This is a genomic window from Rhizobium sp. BK251 (genome assembly GCF_004345245.1).
In the GTDB taxonomy this organism is placed as follows: Bacteria; Pseudomonadota; Alphaproteobacteria; order Rhizobiales; family Rhizobiaceae; genus Rhizobium.
On record NZ_SLUQ01000004.1, the window covers coordinates 41,947 to 59,391 of the forward strand.

Below are 17,445 nucleotides of genomic sequence, written 5' to 3' on the forward strand. Positions count from 1 at the left end.
TGGCCCTCTTTGCCACGCTAATCTCTAGTGCGGTCCCATCCGCCGTCGCGATGACGGTCTCTGCCGGACCAGCCATCGCGGTTCCGGTCTCGGTCGCGGTCGCCCTTATGGTGATGGCCATGCCAGCCGCCCCAGTCCTTCCCGGGCTTGTGGGGCTTATGCGGCTTTTCGGGCTCGCTCGGCGGATCAGGATCGTCCGGCGGATTGGGCGGAGACGGCCGGTCAGGTACGCTCGGCGCCTCCCGGGGAGCCGGGGCGCTCGGTGCCGGATCGCTTCGCTGCGGCGCTGCCCTTTGCGGCTGCTCGGTTGGGTCGCCGTTGTTGTCCTGCCGGTCCTGGAACGCCGTGTCGAGGCCGCAGCCGCCACCGCCGACCACACCCATTCCAAGCGAGAGCGGCTGGCTTCCCGAGAGGAAGGGCAGCGCCCTGGGTTCTCCGAGCGTTCGCAAGACGCCGCGATTCACCCGCTTCGCATCGGTCATTGCACCACCTGGCGTTGCCACCACGCAGTCGCAGCGCCGTGTCAGCTGACGGCAGCCACCCGGACCGCAGAATTGCGCCTGTCCGTTGAGCAGCACGACCGCAGTCGTCCCGTTGGCGCCGACATAGAAGTCGAAGGCCGTGCCGCGCACCCCGATCGTGCCTGCAGGCGTCAGTATCTTGTAGGCCGAGGATTTCGAGTTGCCGCTGACCCAGCGGAATGTTCCCTTGGCGGCCTTGACGGTGAGTTGCTTCAGCTGGTTGGAATCGTCGTAGACGAACTTGTCTATGACGACCGAGGAGCCCCACCCCACCGCGAGCTTCGTGCCATCGCGAAAGACGAACTGCCCCAGCCCGGATTTCGATGTCCGGATCTGCTCGTCCCGATGAACCGGGCCATTGACGACGATAGGCCCGCTCTGGCCCGTGACGTCTGTCTTGATACGCACAGCCTCACCGACCGCCTGGGCGGCCGGAACAGGTTCTTGACTATAGAAAACGGCAATGAGCGCGACGAATGCGACAATACGCAGGCGATGCATCGCAGACCCCTCATAAATTAACGGATGCTAACATATGAAAAGGAAGGCTGTCCCATCATCATTTGAGGCTACTGCATACACTTTTCGCAGGATGCCCAAGGCAGGCGCAAAGCGCCGAAGCCGGGCTGAAAGCCCGGACACTATCCGTTGTGATTATGCGGATCCGAAGGCCTCTGGCTTGGCGGCTGCGACCAGGGACGGGCGGGCGTTTAGACGTCCGCGACCTTTTCCGCCGCAGCGGTGGCCGCAATCGCCTCGACCATCTTCTTGAAACGCGGGTAGTTGCGGATCGGATCGAGGTCCGAATCGTGCTGGAACCACAGGATCTGGTAGCGGGAGCTGAAAGGCATCAGCGCCTCGAGAGTGTCCAGTGCCTCGTTGTGATCGCCCAGCAACGAATAGACGCAGGCCGTGTTGTAGCGGGCGACGATGTCGTCCGGCTGGATCGCGAGCGCCCGCGCCGCCCATTTGCGCGCCCGGTCGGCGTCACCGAGGTGGGCGAGTGCCAACGCACCACGATGCGCCGGCCCGGAATTCTCGGGATTGAGGTTGAGTGCCCGCTCCGCCCGTTCGATACCGATGCGCGCCCAATGCTCGAGGTCAGCCGTCCTGCCGAGCGCACGCGATGAACTCATGATGTGGATTGGCGAGAGATAGTCGTCCGGCCTGAGCTCGGCAGCGCGCTTGAAATAAACGATAGCGCCCTCGTAGTTTCCCTGCATGAAGAGGAACCGGCCATAGTGGAAGTTCGCCTCGTAGAGGTCGGGGTCGAGCGCAAGCGCCTGCTCCAGCTCCATGGCCGCTTCCGCGTCGTGTCCGTCCTGGTGCAAAGCGAGCCCCCGCGAGGCATGCGCCTCCGCGAGGTTCGGATCGAGTGCGATTGCCTTGGCGCTGGCGACCAGGATGCTTTCGACCGAAAACTCGTCAGGGTGCCAGTCGCGCAAGGCGGATTCGCAATCGGCAATGCCGGCATAGGCACGCGCATAGCTGGGATCGAGTTCCACGGCCTTTGAAAACATCCGCCTCGCAAGAAGCATGTAGGGCCGGGTCCAGGAATGCAGGAACTGCCGGCCACGAAGATAATAGGTATAGGCTTCGACATTCGTGGTCGGGTCGCTCTCGATTGCCTTCTTCTCTTCCGGCAGGAGCTTGATCTTCAGCTGGTTGACGATTGCGTGCGTGATCTCGTCCTGGATGGCAAAGATGTCGGTCAGGTCGCGATCGTAGCGGTCGGCCCAGAGGTGGCCGCCGTTCTTCGCGTCGATCAGCTGGCCCGTGATACGGACACGCTCGCCCACCTTGCGCACGCTGCCTTCGAGGATGAAGTTGACCCCGAGTTCCTGAGCGACCTGCTTCACCTTGACCGAGTGGCCCTTGTAGGTGAACACCGTGTTGCGGGCGACGACGTGCAGGCCGGAGATCTTCGAAAGGTCGGTGATGATGTCCTCGGTGATGCCGTCGGAGAAGTATTCCTGTCCCGGATCGTTGCTCATGTTGGTGAAGGGAAGCACGGCGATCGACTGGCGGCGTGACGGGCGCTCGGTCATTGTCTTACCCGCGTCGTCCTTTCCACGCCCGAACGAGATCTCGTAGACCCGGATGCTCTGCTCGATGTTCTTGAGGAAATGCTCGCCCCGGTCCTCGAATACGAGATCCAGCCGCGAGCCGACATGGTCGCGCACCGAGGCGGAAACCGCGATTCCCCCGGTCTCGGCGATGCCTTCCAGGCGAGCGGCAACGTTCACGCCATCGCCGAAGATATCGCCATCCTCAACGATCACGTCGCCGAGGTGGATGCCGATGCGCAACTCGACCCGCCTCTCGCGCGCGACGTCGACGTTGCGCTGGAGCATGCCCTGCTGGATCGCCGCCGCGCAGGCAACGGCGTTCACGACGCTGGAGAATTCGATCAGCACGCCGTCGCCGGTCAACTTGACGATTCGACCCTTATGGTCGCGAACCGTCGGATCCAGGAATTCGGCGCGGTGCTTCTTCACCGCAGCCAAGGTCCCGGCCTCGTCGGCACTCATGAGACGGCTGTAACCGACGACATCGGCGGCAAGAATGGCAGTCAGTCTGCGTTCCAAGCGGCCCCCGGAAAATCACACAATCATACGGATATCTAATTTAACTCTTTCTTATCTATATGTCCCGCAAATCCTTCCGCAACCTTGCCACTGGCAAAAAGATAAATGCGGGCGGCGGGGCCGCGGCGAAAAGTAATTTCGCGGGGCTGCGATCCGGGTACAACACGCGCTCCTGCTGGCGGAGAGTGAGCGAGGTGAAGACAGTGCTTGACTTCGCCCACCGATCGTCCGACTCCAGCGGGCAAGCAAAGGAGGGAACTTCCCATGAGCGAAGCGTCAAAGAGCACGGTCGACCAGAGTGAAGTCGATCGTTTTTCGGCCATGGCGGCGGAGTGGTGGAACCCGACAGGCAAGTTCAAGCCGCTGCACAAATTCAATCCGGTTCGCCTTGCCTTTATCCGCGATCGGGCAGCAGAAAATTTCGGCCGCGATCCGAGGGCTTCGCGGCCGCTCGAGGGCTTGCGCGTCCTCGATATCGGATGCGGCGGCGGCCTGCTTTCGGAGCCGGTCGCACGGATGGGCGCATCCGTCGTCGGCGCCGACCCCTCCGAGAAGAATATTGGAATTGCCTCCACCCATGCGCGCCAGACCGGCGTACCCGTCGACTATCGGGCCGTCACCGCCGAGCAACTGGCCGAGGCGGGGGAGACCTTCGATATCGTGCTCAACATGGAGGTGGTGGAGCATGTCGCCGACGTCGATCTCTTCCTGACGACCTGCGCCAAGATGGTGCGTCCGGGCGGCCTGATCTTCATTGCGACAATCAATCGCACCATGAAGGCCGCGGCTCTTGCGATCTTCGCGGCCGAGAACATCCTGCGCTGGCTGCCGCGCGGCACGCACCAATATGAGAAACTCGTGCGCCCGGAGGAAATCGAAAAGCCGCTCTCCACCGAAGGCCTTGAGGTTACAGACCGGACAGGCGTCTTCTTCAACCCGCTCTTCAACGAGTGGAACCTGTCGAAAGATATGGACGTAAACTACATGATCGTCGCGAAGCGCCCGGCCTAGCCGGCCATCCGCCTCTGATCATTCAGGAGAGCCGGACGGACGTGTCGCACAACTAGTTCACGTCGTCCGGAAGGATAGGCAACGCCGCGATCTCGATTCCCTCTTCGACGAGCGCCTGCGCCTCGCTCGGCGTTGCCTGGCCGATGATGCCGCGCGCATCCGCCTCGCCATAGTGGATCTTGCGGGCTTCTTCGGGAAACTGGGTGCCGACATCTTCGGCATTGGCCTTTACGGCCGCGACGGCTTCCCTCAGCTTCGCCATCGCTTCCTTCTGCACGACATTCATTGCGAGCGTCTTGATCTCCTCCTTCTTGCGCGCCGTGGAAACGGATGGCGCCATCAGGAGCTTGGAGACGGCAGGGGAATTGCAGACGGGGCAGGTCAGGAAGCCACTTGCCACCTGACGATCAAAGTCCTCGCTGCTCGAGAACCAGCCCTCGAACTCATGGGTATTGTCACAACTCAGCGAATAACGGATCAAGGGGCGACACCTCCGGCCGCAGCATCGGAAACCTTCTCGATCGAAAACTCGCGGCCATTCTTCAGATTGGGAATCTTGTCATGCGCGGCCTTGACGGCCGTGACATCGATATCGGCGAGAATGACGGCCTCGCCGGTGCCGCCTGCAGATGCAAGTACACGGCCCCAGGGATCGACGATCATCGAGTGACCGAACGTCTCCCGGCCATCCTCGTGCAGCCCGGCCTGCGCTGCGGCGATGACGAACACGCCGTTCTCGATTGCGCGGGCACGCAGCAGGATTTCCCAGTGGGCCTCGCCCGTCTGCCGGGTGAAGGCAGCCGGCACGGTCATCACCTCGGCGCCGGCAATCGCCTGGGCACGGAAGAGCGCCGGGAAACGCACATCGTAGCAGATGGTGAAGCCCATTTCGGCGAAGGGGAGCGAAACGACCCGCGCCTCGTTGCCGGGGCGGTAGACGGCGCTTTCACGCCAGCTTTCGCCATTGTCGAGATCGACATCGAACATGTGGATCTTGTCATAGCGAGAGACGATCTTGCCATCAGGACCAAAGAGGAAACCGCGGTTTGCGATCTTGCCGTCGTCAAGCGCGATCGCCGTCGAGCCGATATGCAAGTGGATGCCAAGCTCGGACGCGAGTTCGGAGGCGGTCTTGACGATGATGTCGCCTGCCTCGTCCTTGAGGACGGCGCGCATGCCGGTGCGGTTCTTCTGTATCGCGCCGGTCATCTCCGGCGTCTGCACGTAGACGGCGCCCTCAGACGCAGCGTGCCGGACAAGGCGGGCCATATCGGCCGCGTTCCTGACGGGATCGACGGTGGAGCACATCTGGACTGCTGCAGCCCTGAAGGCCATCGTTATACCCCTTCGCTCGCCAGCATGGAGTCGAGCTTGCCGGCCCGGTCGAGCGCGTACAAGTCGTCGCAGCCGCCGACATGCGTGCCGTTGATGAAGATCTGCGGGAATGTCGAGCCGCCGTTGGACTTCGACACCATTTCCTTGCGCAACTCGGGCGAGAAGGTGGCGTCATGCTCTACATATTCCACGCCCTTCGATTCCAGCAGTGATTTGGCGCGGGCGCAGTAGCCACAAAACTGACGCGTATAAATGACAACGGGTACCATTATCGTCTCCGGAGGGACATGACAGCATTCTTGTCATATAGGCGTGGACAAAGCCCTTGCAAAGGTCAAAACACTGACCTCGGCAGCACCTGCCTTCTTGAGCGCGCGTGTCGCAGCTGCAACCGTCGCGCCGGTCGTGTAGACATCGTCGACCAGCACGAGACGCTTGCCGAACACTTCGCCCTCCCCGCCCTTGCGGATGGCAAAGGCGCCACGCACGTTATCCTCGCGCGCCTTTGCGCCAAGACCCACCTGCCGCGTCGTTCTCTTCACGCGCATGAGCGTCGCCGGCAGGAGCGGCTTGCCGGAAAGGTGGCTCAAATGTCGGGCAAGCTCGGCCGCCTGGTTGTACTTGCGTGACAGCAGGCGCATGCGATGGAGCGGCACCGCAATGATGCCGTCGCACCCGGTAACGCAGCCGTCGTCGGCACGCAGCATCCACCCCGCCATCATCGGCGCGAGATCGGTGCGGTCGCGATACTTCAGTCCGTGGACGAGGTCGCGCACGACGCCGTCATGGACGGCAACTGAGCGCAGCCGATCGAAAGGCGGCGGATTGGCGATGGCATCCGCACTCAGGATGCCGCGGCCGAGATCGTGGGAAAAAGGAAGCCCCAGCACTTCGCAATAGGGCCGCTCGATGAAGCGGATCCGCGACCAGCAGGCGGGGCAGAGGCTGCGATGCGTGCCGGTCGAGACCTCGCAGCTCGGGCAGGCGGGCGGATAGACGAGATCGACGACAGCGGCCAGCGGCGCCAGCAGGCCGCGCCACCAATCCGATGCCATCTTTCCCGATTTCGTGAGCCCCATGCGGTTGACATTACCGCGTTCATGGCGCCATTGCGAAGGGAAACCTGCGCTGCCTGCCACGGCACGGAAGCGCCGAGAACACCGCGGAAATCCCATGGATATTCTCTTCGACCAGAATCTGATCGCCACACATCGCCGCCGGGCGCTCGCCGCAGCCGACCAGAACGCAGCCTTCCTGCTCGATATCGCCGCCACCGAATTGGCCGAAAGGCTTGCAGTCGTTGAGCGCCGCTTCGATACGGCGGCCGAACTGCACGGCGCGACCGGTGCCGTCGCCCGAAGCGCCCTTGCGACCGGAAAGATCGGCGAGATCAGCCGCATCGAAAGCTCGAAGGATTTCGCGGGCGCCGGCGAGGAGATCATCGTGGCGCCGTTCGAGGAGGTGCCGCTTGCGCCGGGCTCGGTGAACCTCGTCCTCGCCCCGCTCAGCCTGCACCTGACCAACGACACGCCGGGCGTCTTCATCCAGATCCGCCGAGCGCTGAAGCCCGACGGGCTCTTCCTCGCCGCAATCCCCGGCAGCGGCACGCTGCAGGAGCTGCGTGACGTGCTGCTGGCGACCGAGATCGAGCTGAGCGGCGGAGCGAGCCCGCGCGTCATCCCCTTTCCCGATGTCCGCGATGTCGGCGGGCTGATGCAACGCGCCGGCTTTGCGCTGCCGGTGATCGATGCCGAAAACTACACCGTCCGCTACGACTCCATCTTTCCCCTGATGCGCGACCTGCGGTCCATGGGCATGGCGAACCCGCTCCTCGCCCGAAGCCGCAAGCCGCTGACCCGCCGCTTTTTCCTGCGTGCAGCCGAAATCTATGCCGAGCGCTATTCCGATCCGGATGGCAGGATAAGAGCAACCTTTTCGATCATCTATGCATCGGGTTGGGCGCCGCACGAGAGCCAGCAGAAACCACTAAAGCCCGGCTCGGCCAAGGCCAGGCTCGCGGATGCGCTGAAGGTGGACGAGCACAAGCTGCGCCAGTAGGACGGCGTCAGCCGCCGAAATAGCCCGCGATCGTGTTGAACACGTCCCGCAGGGCGCTGGCGAGAGCGCCGAAACCGCCGATGAGAGCAACGGAAATGATGGCTGCGATGAGCCCGTATTCGACGGCGGTGGCGCCTTCCGTGTCTGCGAGAAACGATTTTGCCCGGCCCATCAGCATGCTCCCTTCGGTTTGTGCCGGCTCAAGCCTGGCGAACAATCCCATTCACGAGGTCATTTTCAGCAACCGGCGCCTGTTCCATATCCCTGGAAGACGCAGATCTGGCCCGGTGAGTCCTGCAGGATACTCCGCCGGATCGTATAGCGCTTGCCGCCCTCCGATTTCGGGATCGAGCCCGTCGTGATCGTGTCGAACTCATCAGGGGCGCTGGCGAGAACGCTCGTTCTCGACCTGTCGGAGAGCATGGGCGTGAGGATGAGGGTCAGTGCCACGATGGCCGTTCCGAAGAGCAGCGCGATGTTCAAGACACCGGTCCGGCGCGAGGCGGCCGAGACCTGTTCCTTCTCCCGAACAGCCTTCCAGAAATCGTCGTCCATAATGCCGCGCCTCTTCACACGAACCCGTCGTTAGAGTGAAAGCGATCTTTGGCAGAAGGTGTTGAACGATCCCTTAATATCCACAGCCGAAACGGGCGCTTTACAGCAGATCCTGCAGGAATGGGATGAGCGGCTCGTCGGCCGGAGGCATCGGATAATCACGAAGCGCCTTCGGGCGCACCCATTTGACCACCTGCCCCTCGCGCCCATGGGCAGTGCCCTCGAAACGGCGGCAGATATAAAGCGGCATCAGCAGGTGGAAATTCTCGTAGCTGTGGCTGGCAAAAGTCAGCGGCGCGAGGCAGGGAATGCGCGTCGTGACGCCGAGTTCCTCCTGCAGTTCCCGCACGAGCGTCTCTTCCGGCGTTTCGCCCGGCTCGACCTTGCCGCCTGGAAACTCCCAGAGCCCGGCAAGCGACTTTCCCTCGGGCCGCTGTGCCAGAAGGATACGTCCATCGGCATCGATCAGCGCGCAGGCAGCCACGAGCAGGATCTTCTTGCCGGCCTCGCTCATTCCGCCAAATCCTGGCGCCAGTAGGCGTAGCGATAGGCTTCGCTGAAACCGAATCGGTCATAGAGCGAAAGGGCTGCGGCATTGTCGACGCCGACCTGCAGCCAGGCGGTGCGGGCGCTGCGCATTCTTGCCCAGCGCAATGCCGAAGCGAGTATCTCGGTTCCCAGCCCTTCGCGGCGGTAGGCCTGTGCCACGGCAAGCGACATGACGCCGGCAAGATCATTGTCCTGCACGCAGAGCACGGTCGCGGCCGGCCCCTCCTCGGGCCTCTCGATGACAAAGAGACCGCACGGCGGCTTGATGCCGCTGACAATCTCGGCAAGCGCCGGCTTCAGGATCGATTCAGCCTTGTCGATCGCGATGCTGGCATCGACAAAACGGCCGACGTCATGGCTCGGCAGATGGTCGAGGGTATCGGGCAGTTCGAGGTTCGCGAGATCGCAGGTCATGACGACGGTTTCGTCGAAGCGCGTCCAGCCGTGGAGCTCGAGTTCCTGGACGAGCGCCTGCGGCGCAAGCGGCGTCTCGCGTACGACGAGCGGCCGGCCATAGGCCGCGAATTTCTTGCGCGCCTTCTCCAGCCGGATCCGGATGTCGCGATGGTCGGAAGGATCAAGCGGCACGACGCTGTTCAGGCGCTTCGAAGGATGACCGGCGGTGAGCCGCACCTGCCAGCTTCCGTCATACTGCACGGATGCCGCCGGCCAGGCCCGGAAGCCCACAGCCTCCAGCCGCCGCACGAGCGGCAGGTTGCTTGTCGATATTTTCATTTGCTTCAACAGGATATCAGCTCCGGTAGTCGCCATTGATTGCGACATATTCCTTGGTGAGGTCGCAGGTCCACACGGTGGCGGTTCCGCTGCCGAGGCCGATATCGACCTTCACCGGAATGTCCTGGCGCTTCATGACATTGCTGGCGGCTTCTTCGGAATAGCCCGGGTCGCGCTCGCCGTTGACTGCCACGCGCACGTCGCCGAACCAGATGGCGAGCCGGTCGCGGTCCGCCATTTCGCCGGCCTTGCCGACGGCCATGACGATGCGGCCCCAATTGGCGTCCTCGCCGGCGGCAGCCGTCTTGACCAGCGGGGAATTGGCGATCGAAAGCGCGATACGCTTGGCGGCGGCATCGCTTTCGGCACCGGTGACGGTGATTTCCAGCATCTTGGTTGCGCCTTCGCCATCACGCACCACCTGCAGGGAAAGATCCTTCAGCACCTCGTTCAGCGCGGCGCGGAAGCCCGCGATGCGCGGATCGTCAGCACGGTCGATGCGCGGCTGTCCGCTGGCTGCGGCCGCGCCGGTCGCAAACAGAAGTAGCGTATCGGAAGTCGACGTGTCGCTGTCGACGGTCATGGAATTGAACGTGGGCTCGACGCCGGCAGAAAGAAGCGCCTGCAGCACCGACGGTGCGATGTCCGCATCGGTGGCAACGAAGGAGAGCATGGTCGCCATGTCGGGCGCGATCATGCCCGCACCCTTGGCGATGCCGTTGATCGTAACCGTGGCGCCGCCGATCTCGGCCGTACGGGTCGCGACCTTCGGATAGGTGTCGGTCGTCATGATCGCCTTGGCGGCCTCGAACCAGAAATCGCCGACCGCCTCGTCACGCATCTTGTCGAGCACGCCGGCAAACTTGGTGGCATCGAGCGGCTCGCCGATCACGCCGGTCGAAGCGAGATAGACTTCGTTTTCACCACAGCCCACGGCAGCCGCTGCCGACTTTGCCGTAAGCGCGGTCGCCTGCCGTCCCTTCAGGCCGGTGAAGGCATTGGCGTTGCCGGAGTTGACGACAACGGCGCGCGCCATCCCGTGCGGCAGGTTGCCCCGGCAGAAGTCCACGGGAGCCGAGGGGCATTTCGAGCGCGTGAAGACGCCTGCGACGGCCGCCGGCTTGTCGAAGACCATCAGCAGCACGTCCGTGCGGTTCTTGTACTTGATGCCCGCCGACGCGGTCGCCATGCGCACGCCGCCGAGCGCGGGGATTTCGGCGAAGGTCTTCGGGGCGAGAGGTGAAACGGAACCGGACATCGTGATGGACCTGGCTGATAGTGAAGGGCCCGGAAGAACCGGGCCCTGGGAAAGATTGTTACTGCTGCGGCTGCGCTGCTGGCTGGTCACCCGGCGCCGGCTGCTTGTTCGCCTCCTCATACCCCTTGCGGAGGGTCTCGTCCATGACGTCGACCTTGGAGGACTGCTTCGCCTGGGCGAGCAACTCAAGATACTTGTCGCGCATGACAAGCTGGCGAACCTGGTCCTGGACCTGCTCGAAGGGCGGGGGCGGGGCGACGCGCTTGTCCTCGACGAGGATCACATGATAGCCGAAGTCCGTCTTGACCGGAGTCTTCGAATAGGTGCCCTTGTCCAGCGCGAATGCAGCGTCTTCGAATTCCTTGACCATGCGGCCGTGGCCGAAATAGCCGAGATCGCCACCTTCCGACTTGTTCGGATCGGTGGACTTTTCCTTGGCGAGATCGGCGAAGTTCTTGCCGGCATCAAGCTCCTTGATGACTTCCTTCGCCTCGTCCTCGGTCTTTACGAGGATATGGCGGGCGTGAACTTCCTCCTGCTTCGGCAGGGCGGCGATTTCCTTGTCGTAGCGCGCCTTGACCTCTTCCGGGGTCACGGTGTCGACGACATGCTTCTTGAAATAGGCGTTGTGCAGCTCGCGGTCGGCGAGATACTGCATCCGCTTCTTGTAGTCTTCGCTGTCGTTCAGCTTTTCGGTAAGCGCGCCCTGCGCCAGAAGCTTGACGTCGATTGCGGCGGAAAGTGCTGCGACCTTCTTCTGCTCATCCGAAAGCTGGGCAAGCTGCGGGTCGAGATTGGCGACGGCCAGATCGAGTTCGGACTGGTGGATCTCCAGATCCCCGACCTTGGCAATGACCGCGTCAGGCTTGTCCTCGGCAAAGGCCGGGGCCTGGAACGCGACGGCGGCTGCAAACACAGCCGCAGCAAGTCTGTTGTACTTCGACATTCAATAAAACCTTTCGGAGCTACACCACCGGCTTCGGCACAGATGAATCCCGCCAAAAACAGCCATCAACATCAGAATGTGGCCTTTCTGTATCAGCCAATCCCGTTGACATCATTCGACCCCCCTCTTATCTGTCACGCAACCTCGCGTCCAGAACAGTTTCCGGGCGTTTCATGCCAAACCGCCGGAATTTCGGCAACGGACACCGCATGTAAATGCCGGGGAAAATTTACGAAAGGGCCATTCAATGGTCAGTATCGGCGGAATAGCCCGCAAGTTGTTTGGCTCGGCCAACGATCGCCGCGTCCGTTCCTTCCAGTCGAAGGTCGACGCCATCAATGCGCTCGAACCCAGCATGAAGGCTTTGTCCGACGAAGCACTGACAGCCAAGACGGCGGAATTCCGCCAGCAGTTGGCGGAGGGCAAGACGCTCGACGATCTGCTCGTGCCGGCTTTCGCCGTGGTTCGCGAAGCATCACGACGCGTTCTGGGGCTGCGACCTTTTGACGTACAGCTCGTCGGCGGCATGATCCTGCATTCGGGCGACATCTCGGAAATGAAGACCGGTGAAGGCAAGACGCTGGTCGCGACCCTGCCGGTCTACCTGAACGCGCTTGCCAGCAAGGGCGTGCACGTCGTCACCGTCAACGACTACCTGGCCCAACGCGACGCGGGCACCATGGGCCGCCTCTATGGCTTCCTCGGGCTTACGACCGGCGTCATCATCCACGGACTGTCGGACGAGCAGCGCCACGATGCGTATGGCTGCGACATCACCTATGCGACGAACAACGAGCTCGGCTTCGATTACCTGCGCGACAATATGAAATACGAGCGCGCGCAGATGGTCCAGCGCGGTCACAATTTCGCGATCGTCGACGAAGTGGACTCGATCCTGGTCGACGAGGCGCGCACGCCGCTGATCATTTCCGGTCCGCTGGACGACCGTTCGGAACTCTATAACGCGATCGACGCCTTCATTCCGCAGCTTTCGCCGGAAGACTACGAGATCGACGAGAAGCAGCGCTCTGCCAACTTCTCCGAGGAAGGCACGGAAAAGCTCGAGGACCTGCTGAAGCAGGCGGGCCTCCTGAAGGGCCACTCGCTCTACGACATCGAAAACGTCGCGATCGTCCACCACATCAACAATGCGCTGAAGGCCCACAAGCTGTTTCAGCGCGACAAGGACTACATCGTCCGCAACGATGAAGTCGTCATCATCGACGAGTTCACCGGCCGCATGATGCCGGGGCGGCGCTATTCGGATGGCCAGCACCAGGCCCTTGAAGCCAAGGAAAAGGTGCAGATCCAGCCCGAGAACCAGACGCTCGCGCAGATCACCTTCCAGAACTACTTCCGCATGTACGGGAAGCTTGCCGGCATGACCGGTACGGCGCAGACGGAAGCCGAGGAATTCGGCAACATCTACGGTCTCGAGGTCGTGGAAGTACCGACCAACCTGCCGATCAAGCGTATCGACGAGGACGACGAGGTCTATCGTACCGTCGAGGAGAAGTACAAGGCGATCATCGCCGAGATCCTCGACGCCCACAAGCGCGGCCAGCCGGTGCTGGTCGGTACGACCTCGATCGAGAAGTCGGAACTGCTCGCAGAAATGATGCGCAAGCAAGGCTTCTCGAGCTTCCAGGTTCTGAACGCCCGCTACCACGAGCAGGAAGCCTATATCGTCGCGCAGGCCGGTGTTCCGGGGTCGGTGACGATCGCCACCAACATGGCAGGCCGCGGCACCGACATCCAGCTCGGCGGCAACCTCGAAATGCGCATCGAGCGTGAGTTGGGCGAGGTCGAGACCGGCCCCGAGCGCGACGCCAGGATCGAGGCGATCATCGAGGAGATCAAGCAGCTCAAGGAGCAGGCGCTCAACGCGGGCGGGCTCTACGTCATCGCGACGGAACGCCACGAGAGCCGCCGCATCGACAACCAGCTGCGCGGCCGCTCGGGCCGTCAGGGCGACCCCGGTCGCTCCAAATTCTACCTGTCGCTCCAGGACGACCTGATGCGCATCTTCGGCTCCGACCGCATGGACGGCATGCTGCAGAAGCTCGGCCTCAAGGAAGGCGAAGCGATCGTCCATCCCTGGATCAACAAGGCGCTCGAACGCGCCCAGAAGAAGGTCGAGGCCCGCAACTTCGACATCCGCAAGAACCTCCTGAAGTACGACGACGTGCTCAACGACCAGCGCAAGGTCGTCTTCGAGCAGCGCGTCGAACTGATGGAGGCCGAGAACCTTTCCGAGACTGCGGCCGACATGCGCCGTGAGGTCATCGACGATCTGGTTTCCAAGCACATTCCCGAGCGCGCCTATGCCGAAAAGTGGGATGCCGCGGGCCTGCGCGAAGACACTACCAATTTCCTCAACCTCGAGCTTCCGGTCGAGGACTGGGTCAAGGAGGAAGGCATTGGCGAGGACGACATCCGCGAGCGCATCAACGAGGCTTCCGAGAAGATCGTAGCTGACAAGGCAGAGCGCTTCGGGCCGGAAATCATGCATTACGTCCAGCGCTCGATCATCCTGCAGACGCTCGATGCGCTCTGGCGCGAACATATCGTCAATCTCGAGCACCTGCGCTCGGTCATCGGCTTCCGCGGCTACGCGCAGCGTGATCCGCTGCAGGAATACAAGTCCGAAGCCTTCGAGCTCTTCCAGTCGCTGCTGACCAACCTGCGCCAGACGGTGACCGCACAGCTGATGCGCGTCGAACTCGTGCGCGACCAGCAGCCGGCACCCGAGCCTGAACCCCTGATCATGCAGGCCCATCACGTGGACGCCACCACTGGCGAAGACGAGTTCGCAGACAATCTGCCGGCGGTAGCGCCCGAAGACCGCGATCCGCGCAACCCGCTCTCCTGGGGCAAGGTCGGTCGCAACGAGGCCTGCCCCTGCGGTTCGGGCAAAAAATACAAGCACTGCCACGGCGCCTTCGAGCAGGTCTGAGGCACGCTTCGCCGGTCACGCCGCACTGAACGGGCGACGACCATCTGCTTTCGCCAGGAATTCCAATCGCCGCGCCCCCAGCGCGGCGATTGTTTTTTTGCCGCAGCCGATCGGCTGTGGAAAGGCCTGATCGGCCCGGCGAAAGCGCCCTTCCCAAACCGTTTCTTAACCGTGCTCTGTCAAGACTGCAGGCGGAATAGGCCTGTTTATCGAGTTGTGCGTGTCTGTCATGGCGGTCATTGAAACAGCGGAGCGGATGCTGCCGTCCGGCTTGCGCGCGGCGTTGTCGCCGGTATTGCGTCGCCTGGCGTCGGTGCTGACGGACAACGGCGAGAAAGCCGCCGCGCAGCGCATGGCGCTTGTCGCCTTCGCGATCCGCATCGTCAGCGCCGCCTTCGCCTTCGTCTCGCAGATCCTGCTTGCCCGCGTCATGGGCGAATTCGAGTATGGCGTCTTCGTCTTCGTCTGGGTGCTGGCGGTCCTCTTCGGCGACCTGTCCTGCCTCGGCTTCCAGACGGCCATCATCCGCTTCCTGCCCCAATACCGCGCTGCCGGCGCCATCGAGGAGATCCGTGGGCTGACAGGCACGGCGCGCATCTTCGCACTCGCCTCGGCCGGTGGCATGCTCGTGACCGGCCTGATCGGGCTGCATTTCTTCGGCCATCTGATCGAGAGCTACTATCTCATCCCCGCCTTCCTCGGCCTGCTCGCCATGCCGATGATCGCGCTCGGCGACGTGCTTGAAGGCACCTCGCGCGCCAGCCACTGGCCGATCATGGCGCTCTCGCCCTCCTATCTGGTACGGCCGCTCCTCATCATCGCCTATATGCTCGTCGCCGTGCTGCTCGGCGCGCCGGCGACGGCGACGACGGCGATGCAGGCGGCAATCGGCGCTACCTTCACGACGACGGCCGGAACCTATCTTGCCGTCACCTTCCGCATGCGCCGGCACTATTCCAGCGGCCCGCAGACAGTCGATTTCTTTCACTGGCTCGGCGTCGCCTTTCCGATCTTCCTCATCGAGGGCATCGGCTTCCTGCTCACCAATTCCGATGTCATTGTGGTGGGGATCTTCCTCGCGCCCGAACAGGTGGCGATCTATTTCGCGGCGGCGAAGACGATGGCGCTCGTCCATTTCGTCAATTTCTCGGTGAAGGCGGCAGCCGGCCCGCGCTTCTCGACGGTCATTGCGGAAAAGGACCGCGGGAAGCTCGCGATAATCGCTGCAGACGCGGCACGCTGGACCTTCTGGCCGGCGCTCGCCGTCGGCCTCGCCGTTCTTGCCGCCGGACACTTCCTGCTTTCGCTTTTCGGCGGCGCGTTCACGGCCGGCTACGTGCTGATGGCGATCCTGCTTGCCGGCATATTGGCGAAGGCGCTCGTCGGGCCTGCCGAGGTGCTGCTGATGATGGCCGGCAAGCAGAACCTCTGCGTGCTGCTCTATGCCGGCGCGCTCGCGACGAACGTCATCCTGAACCTCACCCTCATTCCGAATTTCGGCATTGCGGGCACGGCGATCGCAACCGCTTCGGCCATGACGGTCGAGGCAGTATTGCTGCACGTCGGCGTGCGCCGCGCGCTGGGCATCGTGCTCTTTGCCTTCGCGCGCCCGCAGAGCCCTGCTCTCAACGTTAAGGGGTCCAAGACATGACGCGCCCGCCCATCGTGACAGAGAGTACGGACAGCACCGCCAACCGGATGGTGCACGAGCTCGCCTCTCTCAGTTTCGAGGCCCCACGCGCCGAGGTGCACATTCGCGTCGGCCGGCCCGGCCGCGAGCTGTGCTTCTATCCGGGCAAGCTCGGCTACGAACTCCAGGAGGAGCTCGACTTCCTCTCGAACCGGGCCATGGAGCCGAACGTCTTCTTCACCGGCCGCTTCCTGGCTCCGGCGATGCCGAGGCTCGAAGACCGGCAGGTCAAGCTGGCGCTGATCCGCGACGATAACGGCAAGCGCAGCCGCATCCGCTTCCTGATGCCGTTTTCGATCGAGAAGCCCGGCTTCTCGGTGGGACCGTCGATCATCCGCGGCTGGTCGAACGCCTTCAGCCCGGTCGGCACGCCCCTCATCGACAGCGAGGAGGCTGCTGAAACGATCGACAACCTGTTCGAGGCGCTGACGTCGCGGGAGGCGCGGCTTCCCGGCGTGCTAGTGCTGCCCGACATGCGGTTGAACGGCCTCTTCACGCAGATGACCAAAGCCGTGGCGCTCGGCCGCGACCTGCCGCTCACGGTGGCAAATCCATACGCACGTCCCATGCTGCAAAGCACGGAGGAGGCAGATGCCTACCTGCGACGGGCAATCTCTTCCAACCACATGCGCGAGATGCGCCGCCAATGGCGCCTGCTCGAGGAAAAGGGCACGGTCGCCTACAGCGTAGCCCGGCAGCCGAAGGAAATACGGCACCGGCTCGAGGAATTCCTGGCACTGGAGGCACGCGGCTGGAAGGGCAAGAACCGCAGCGCCCTCGTGCTCGACCGCTACCATGCGGCCTTCGCCCGCGAGGCGATCACCAACCTCTCCGAAGTCGATGCCGTGCGCATCCATACGATCGATCTCGACGGCAAGGCGATCGCTTCCATGATCGTGCTGATGATGGGCGGCGACGCCTATACCTGGAAGACCGCCTACAACGAGGACTACGCCCGCTATTCGCCCGGCAAGCTGCTGATGGCGGAGCTGACGGAATGGCATCTGGACGATCCGAACATCGACCGCTCCGACTCCTGCGCCATCCCCGACCACCCCATCATGAGCCGCTTCTGGCGCGAGCGCGAGGAGATGGGAACGCTGGTGATCGGCCTGACGCCGAATGGCGACCGGGACGTCCGCCAGGTCGCCGCACAGCTGCACATGTATCGCAGCACGCGCAACATGGCGCGGCTCCTGCGCGCGAGGATACTGTCGCTCACCGGCCGGGGCGACTAGCTCAC

The 17,445-nt window shown here is 63.0% G+C and carries 17 protein-coding genes; 5 read left to right on the forward strand and 12 right to left on the reverse strand.

The window, feature by feature from the left end:
- Window positions 1-17: 17 nt before the first annotated feature.
- Both EV286_RS10215 and EV286_RS10220 read right to left on the reverse strand, forming a co-directional pair.
- A complete protein-coding gene (locus EV286_RS10215) occupies window positions 18-1,022 on the reverse strand; it encodes a FecR domain-containing protein (RefSeq protein WP_132956937.1) in 1,005 nt (334 codons plus the stop codon).
- A 209-nt stretch (window positions 1,023-1,231) separates the two neighbouring features.
- A complete protein-coding gene (locus EV286_RS10220; RefSeq protein ID WP_132956938.1) occupies window positions 1,232-3,109 on the reverse strand; it encodes a tetratricopeptide repeat protein in 1,878 nt (625 codons plus the stop codon).
- A gap of 264 nt (window positions 3,110-3,373) precedes the next feature.
- Here EV286_RS10220 and ubiG point away from each other — a divergent pair, with 264 nt between their 5' ends.
- Window positions 3,374-4,120 carry a bifunctional 2-polyprenyl-6-hydroxyphenol methylase/3-demethylubiquinol 3-O-methyltransferase UbiG gene (gene ubiG, locus EV286_RS10225; protein WP_132956939.1) on the forward strand — a complete coding sequence of 249 codons (747 nt, stop codon included), beginning with the start codon at window positions 3,374-3,376 and terminating at the stop codon, window positions 4,118-4,120.
- A 52-nt stretch (window positions 4,121-4,172) separates the two neighbouring features.
- Here ubiG and EV286_RS10230 read toward each other — a convergent pair whose 3' ends face one another.
- Genes EV286_RS10230 through EV286_RS10245 form a run of 4 tightly spaced genes read right to left on the reverse strand, consistent with a single transcriptional unit; the run spans window position 4,173 to window position 6,510 of the window.
- A complete protein-coding gene (locus EV286_RS10230) occupies window positions 4,173-4,601 on the reverse strand; it encodes a DUF1178 family protein (RefSeq protein WP_132956940.1) in 429 nt (142 codons plus the stop codon).
- Window positions 4,598-5,455: a carbon-nitrogen hydrolase family protein gene (locus tag EV286_RS10235; protein WP_132956941.1), complete on the reverse strand. Its 858-nt coding sequence runs from the start codon at window positions 5,453-5,455 to the stop codon at window positions 4,598-4,600. The genes EV286_RS10230 and EV286_RS10235 overlap by 4 nt, the downstream gene beginning before the upstream one ends.
- A gap of 2 nt (window positions 5,456-5,457) precedes the next feature.
- Window positions 5,458-5,724 (reverse strand): glutaredoxin 3, encoded by a 267-nt coding sequence (gene grxC, locus EV286_RS10240; protein WP_132956942.1) that lies wholly within the window; start codon window positions 5,722-5,724, stop codon window positions 5,458-5,460.
- A gap of 33 nt (window positions 5,725-5,757) precedes the next feature.
- Window positions 5,758-6,510 (reverse strand): ComF family protein, encoded by a 753-nt coding sequence (locus EV286_RS10245; protein ID WP_245500673.1) that lies wholly within the window; start codon window positions 6,508-6,510, stop codon window positions 5,758-5,760.
- 118 nt (window positions 6,511-6,628) lie between these two features.
- On the opposite strand from EV286_RS10245, the gene EV286_RS10250 reads away from it, so the two are divergent.
- Window positions 6,629-7,513 (forward strand): methyltransferase domain-containing protein, encoded by an 885-nt coding sequence (locus EV286_RS10250; protein WP_132956944.1) that lies wholly within the window; start codon window positions 6,629-6,631, stop codon window positions 7,511-7,513.
- A gap of 7 nt (window positions 7,514-7,520) precedes the next feature.
- Here the strand turns inward: EV286_RS10250 and EV286_RS10255 are convergent, their stop codons facing one another.
- The 6 genes from EV286_RS10255 to EV286_RS10280 form a co-directional block, all read right to left on the reverse strand.
- On the reverse strand, window positions 7,521-7,685 hold the full coding sequence (locus EV286_RS10255; RefSeq protein ID WP_132956945.1) for a Flp family type IVb pilin: 165 nt from the start codon (window positions 7,683-7,685) through the stop codon (window positions 7,521-7,523).
- Between the two features lie 65 nt (window positions 7,686-7,750).
- On the reverse strand, window positions 7,751-8,068 hold the full coding sequence (locus EV286_RS10260; protein ID WP_132956946.1) for a hypothetical protein: 318 nt from the start codon (window positions 8,066-8,068) through the stop codon (window positions 7,751-7,753).
- Window positions 8,069-8,168: 100 nt separating this feature from the next.
- Window positions 8,169-8,582, reverse strand: a complete 414-nt coding sequence (mutT, locus tag EV286_RS10265; RefSeq protein ID WP_132956947.1) for an 8-oxo-dGTP diphosphatase MutT — start codon at window positions 8,580-8,582, stop codon at window positions 8,169-8,171.
- On the reverse strand, window positions 8,579-9,388 hold the full coding sequence (locus EV286_RS10270; RefSeq protein WP_132956948.1) for a GNAT family N-acetyltransferase: 810 nt from the start codon (window positions 9,386-9,388) through the stop codon (window positions 8,579-8,581). Before EV286_RS10270 ends, mutT begins: the two co-directional genes overlap by 4 nt.
- Entirely contained in the window at window positions 9,369-10,610 is a 1,242-nt protein-coding gene (argJ, locus tag EV286_RS10275) for a bifunctional glutamate N-acetyltransferase/amino-acid acetyltransferase ArgJ (RefSeq protein WP_132956949.1), read from the reverse strand. The genes EV286_RS10270 and argJ overlap by 20 nt, the downstream gene beginning before the upstream one ends.
- Window positions 10,611-10,668: 58 nt before the next feature.
- A complete protein-coding gene (locus tag EV286_RS10280; RefSeq protein WP_132956950.1) occupies window positions 10,669-11,556 on the reverse strand; it encodes a peptidylprolyl isomerase in 888 nt (295 codons plus the stop codon).
- Between the two features lie 247 nt (window positions 11,557-11,803).
- Here EV286_RS10280 and secA point away from each other — a divergent pair, with 247 nt between their 5' ends.
- The 3 genes from secA (at window position 11,804) to EV286_RS10295 (ending at window position 17,440) form a co-directional block, all read left to right on the forward strand.
- Window positions 11,804-14,512, forward strand: a complete 2,709-nt coding sequence (gene secA, locus EV286_RS10285; RefSeq protein WP_132956951.1) for a preprotein translocase subunit SecA — start codon at window positions 11,804-11,806, stop codon at window positions 14,510-14,512.
- Window positions 14,513-14,741: 229 nt separating this feature from the next.
- Window positions 14,742-16,163, forward strand: a complete 1,422-nt coding sequence (locus tag EV286_RS10290; protein ID WP_132956952.1) for a lipopolysaccharide biosynthesis protein — start codon at window positions 14,742-14,744, stop codon at window positions 16,161-16,163.
- On the forward strand, window positions 16,160-17,440 hold the full coding sequence (locus tag EV286_RS10295; RefSeq protein WP_132956953.1) for a GNAT family N-acetyltransferase: 1,281 nt from the start codon (window positions 16,160-16,162) through the stop codon (window positions 17,438-17,440). The genes EV286_RS10290 and EV286_RS10295 overlap by 4 nt, the downstream gene beginning before the upstream one ends.
- Window positions 17,441-17,445 lie beyond the last annotated feature (5 nt).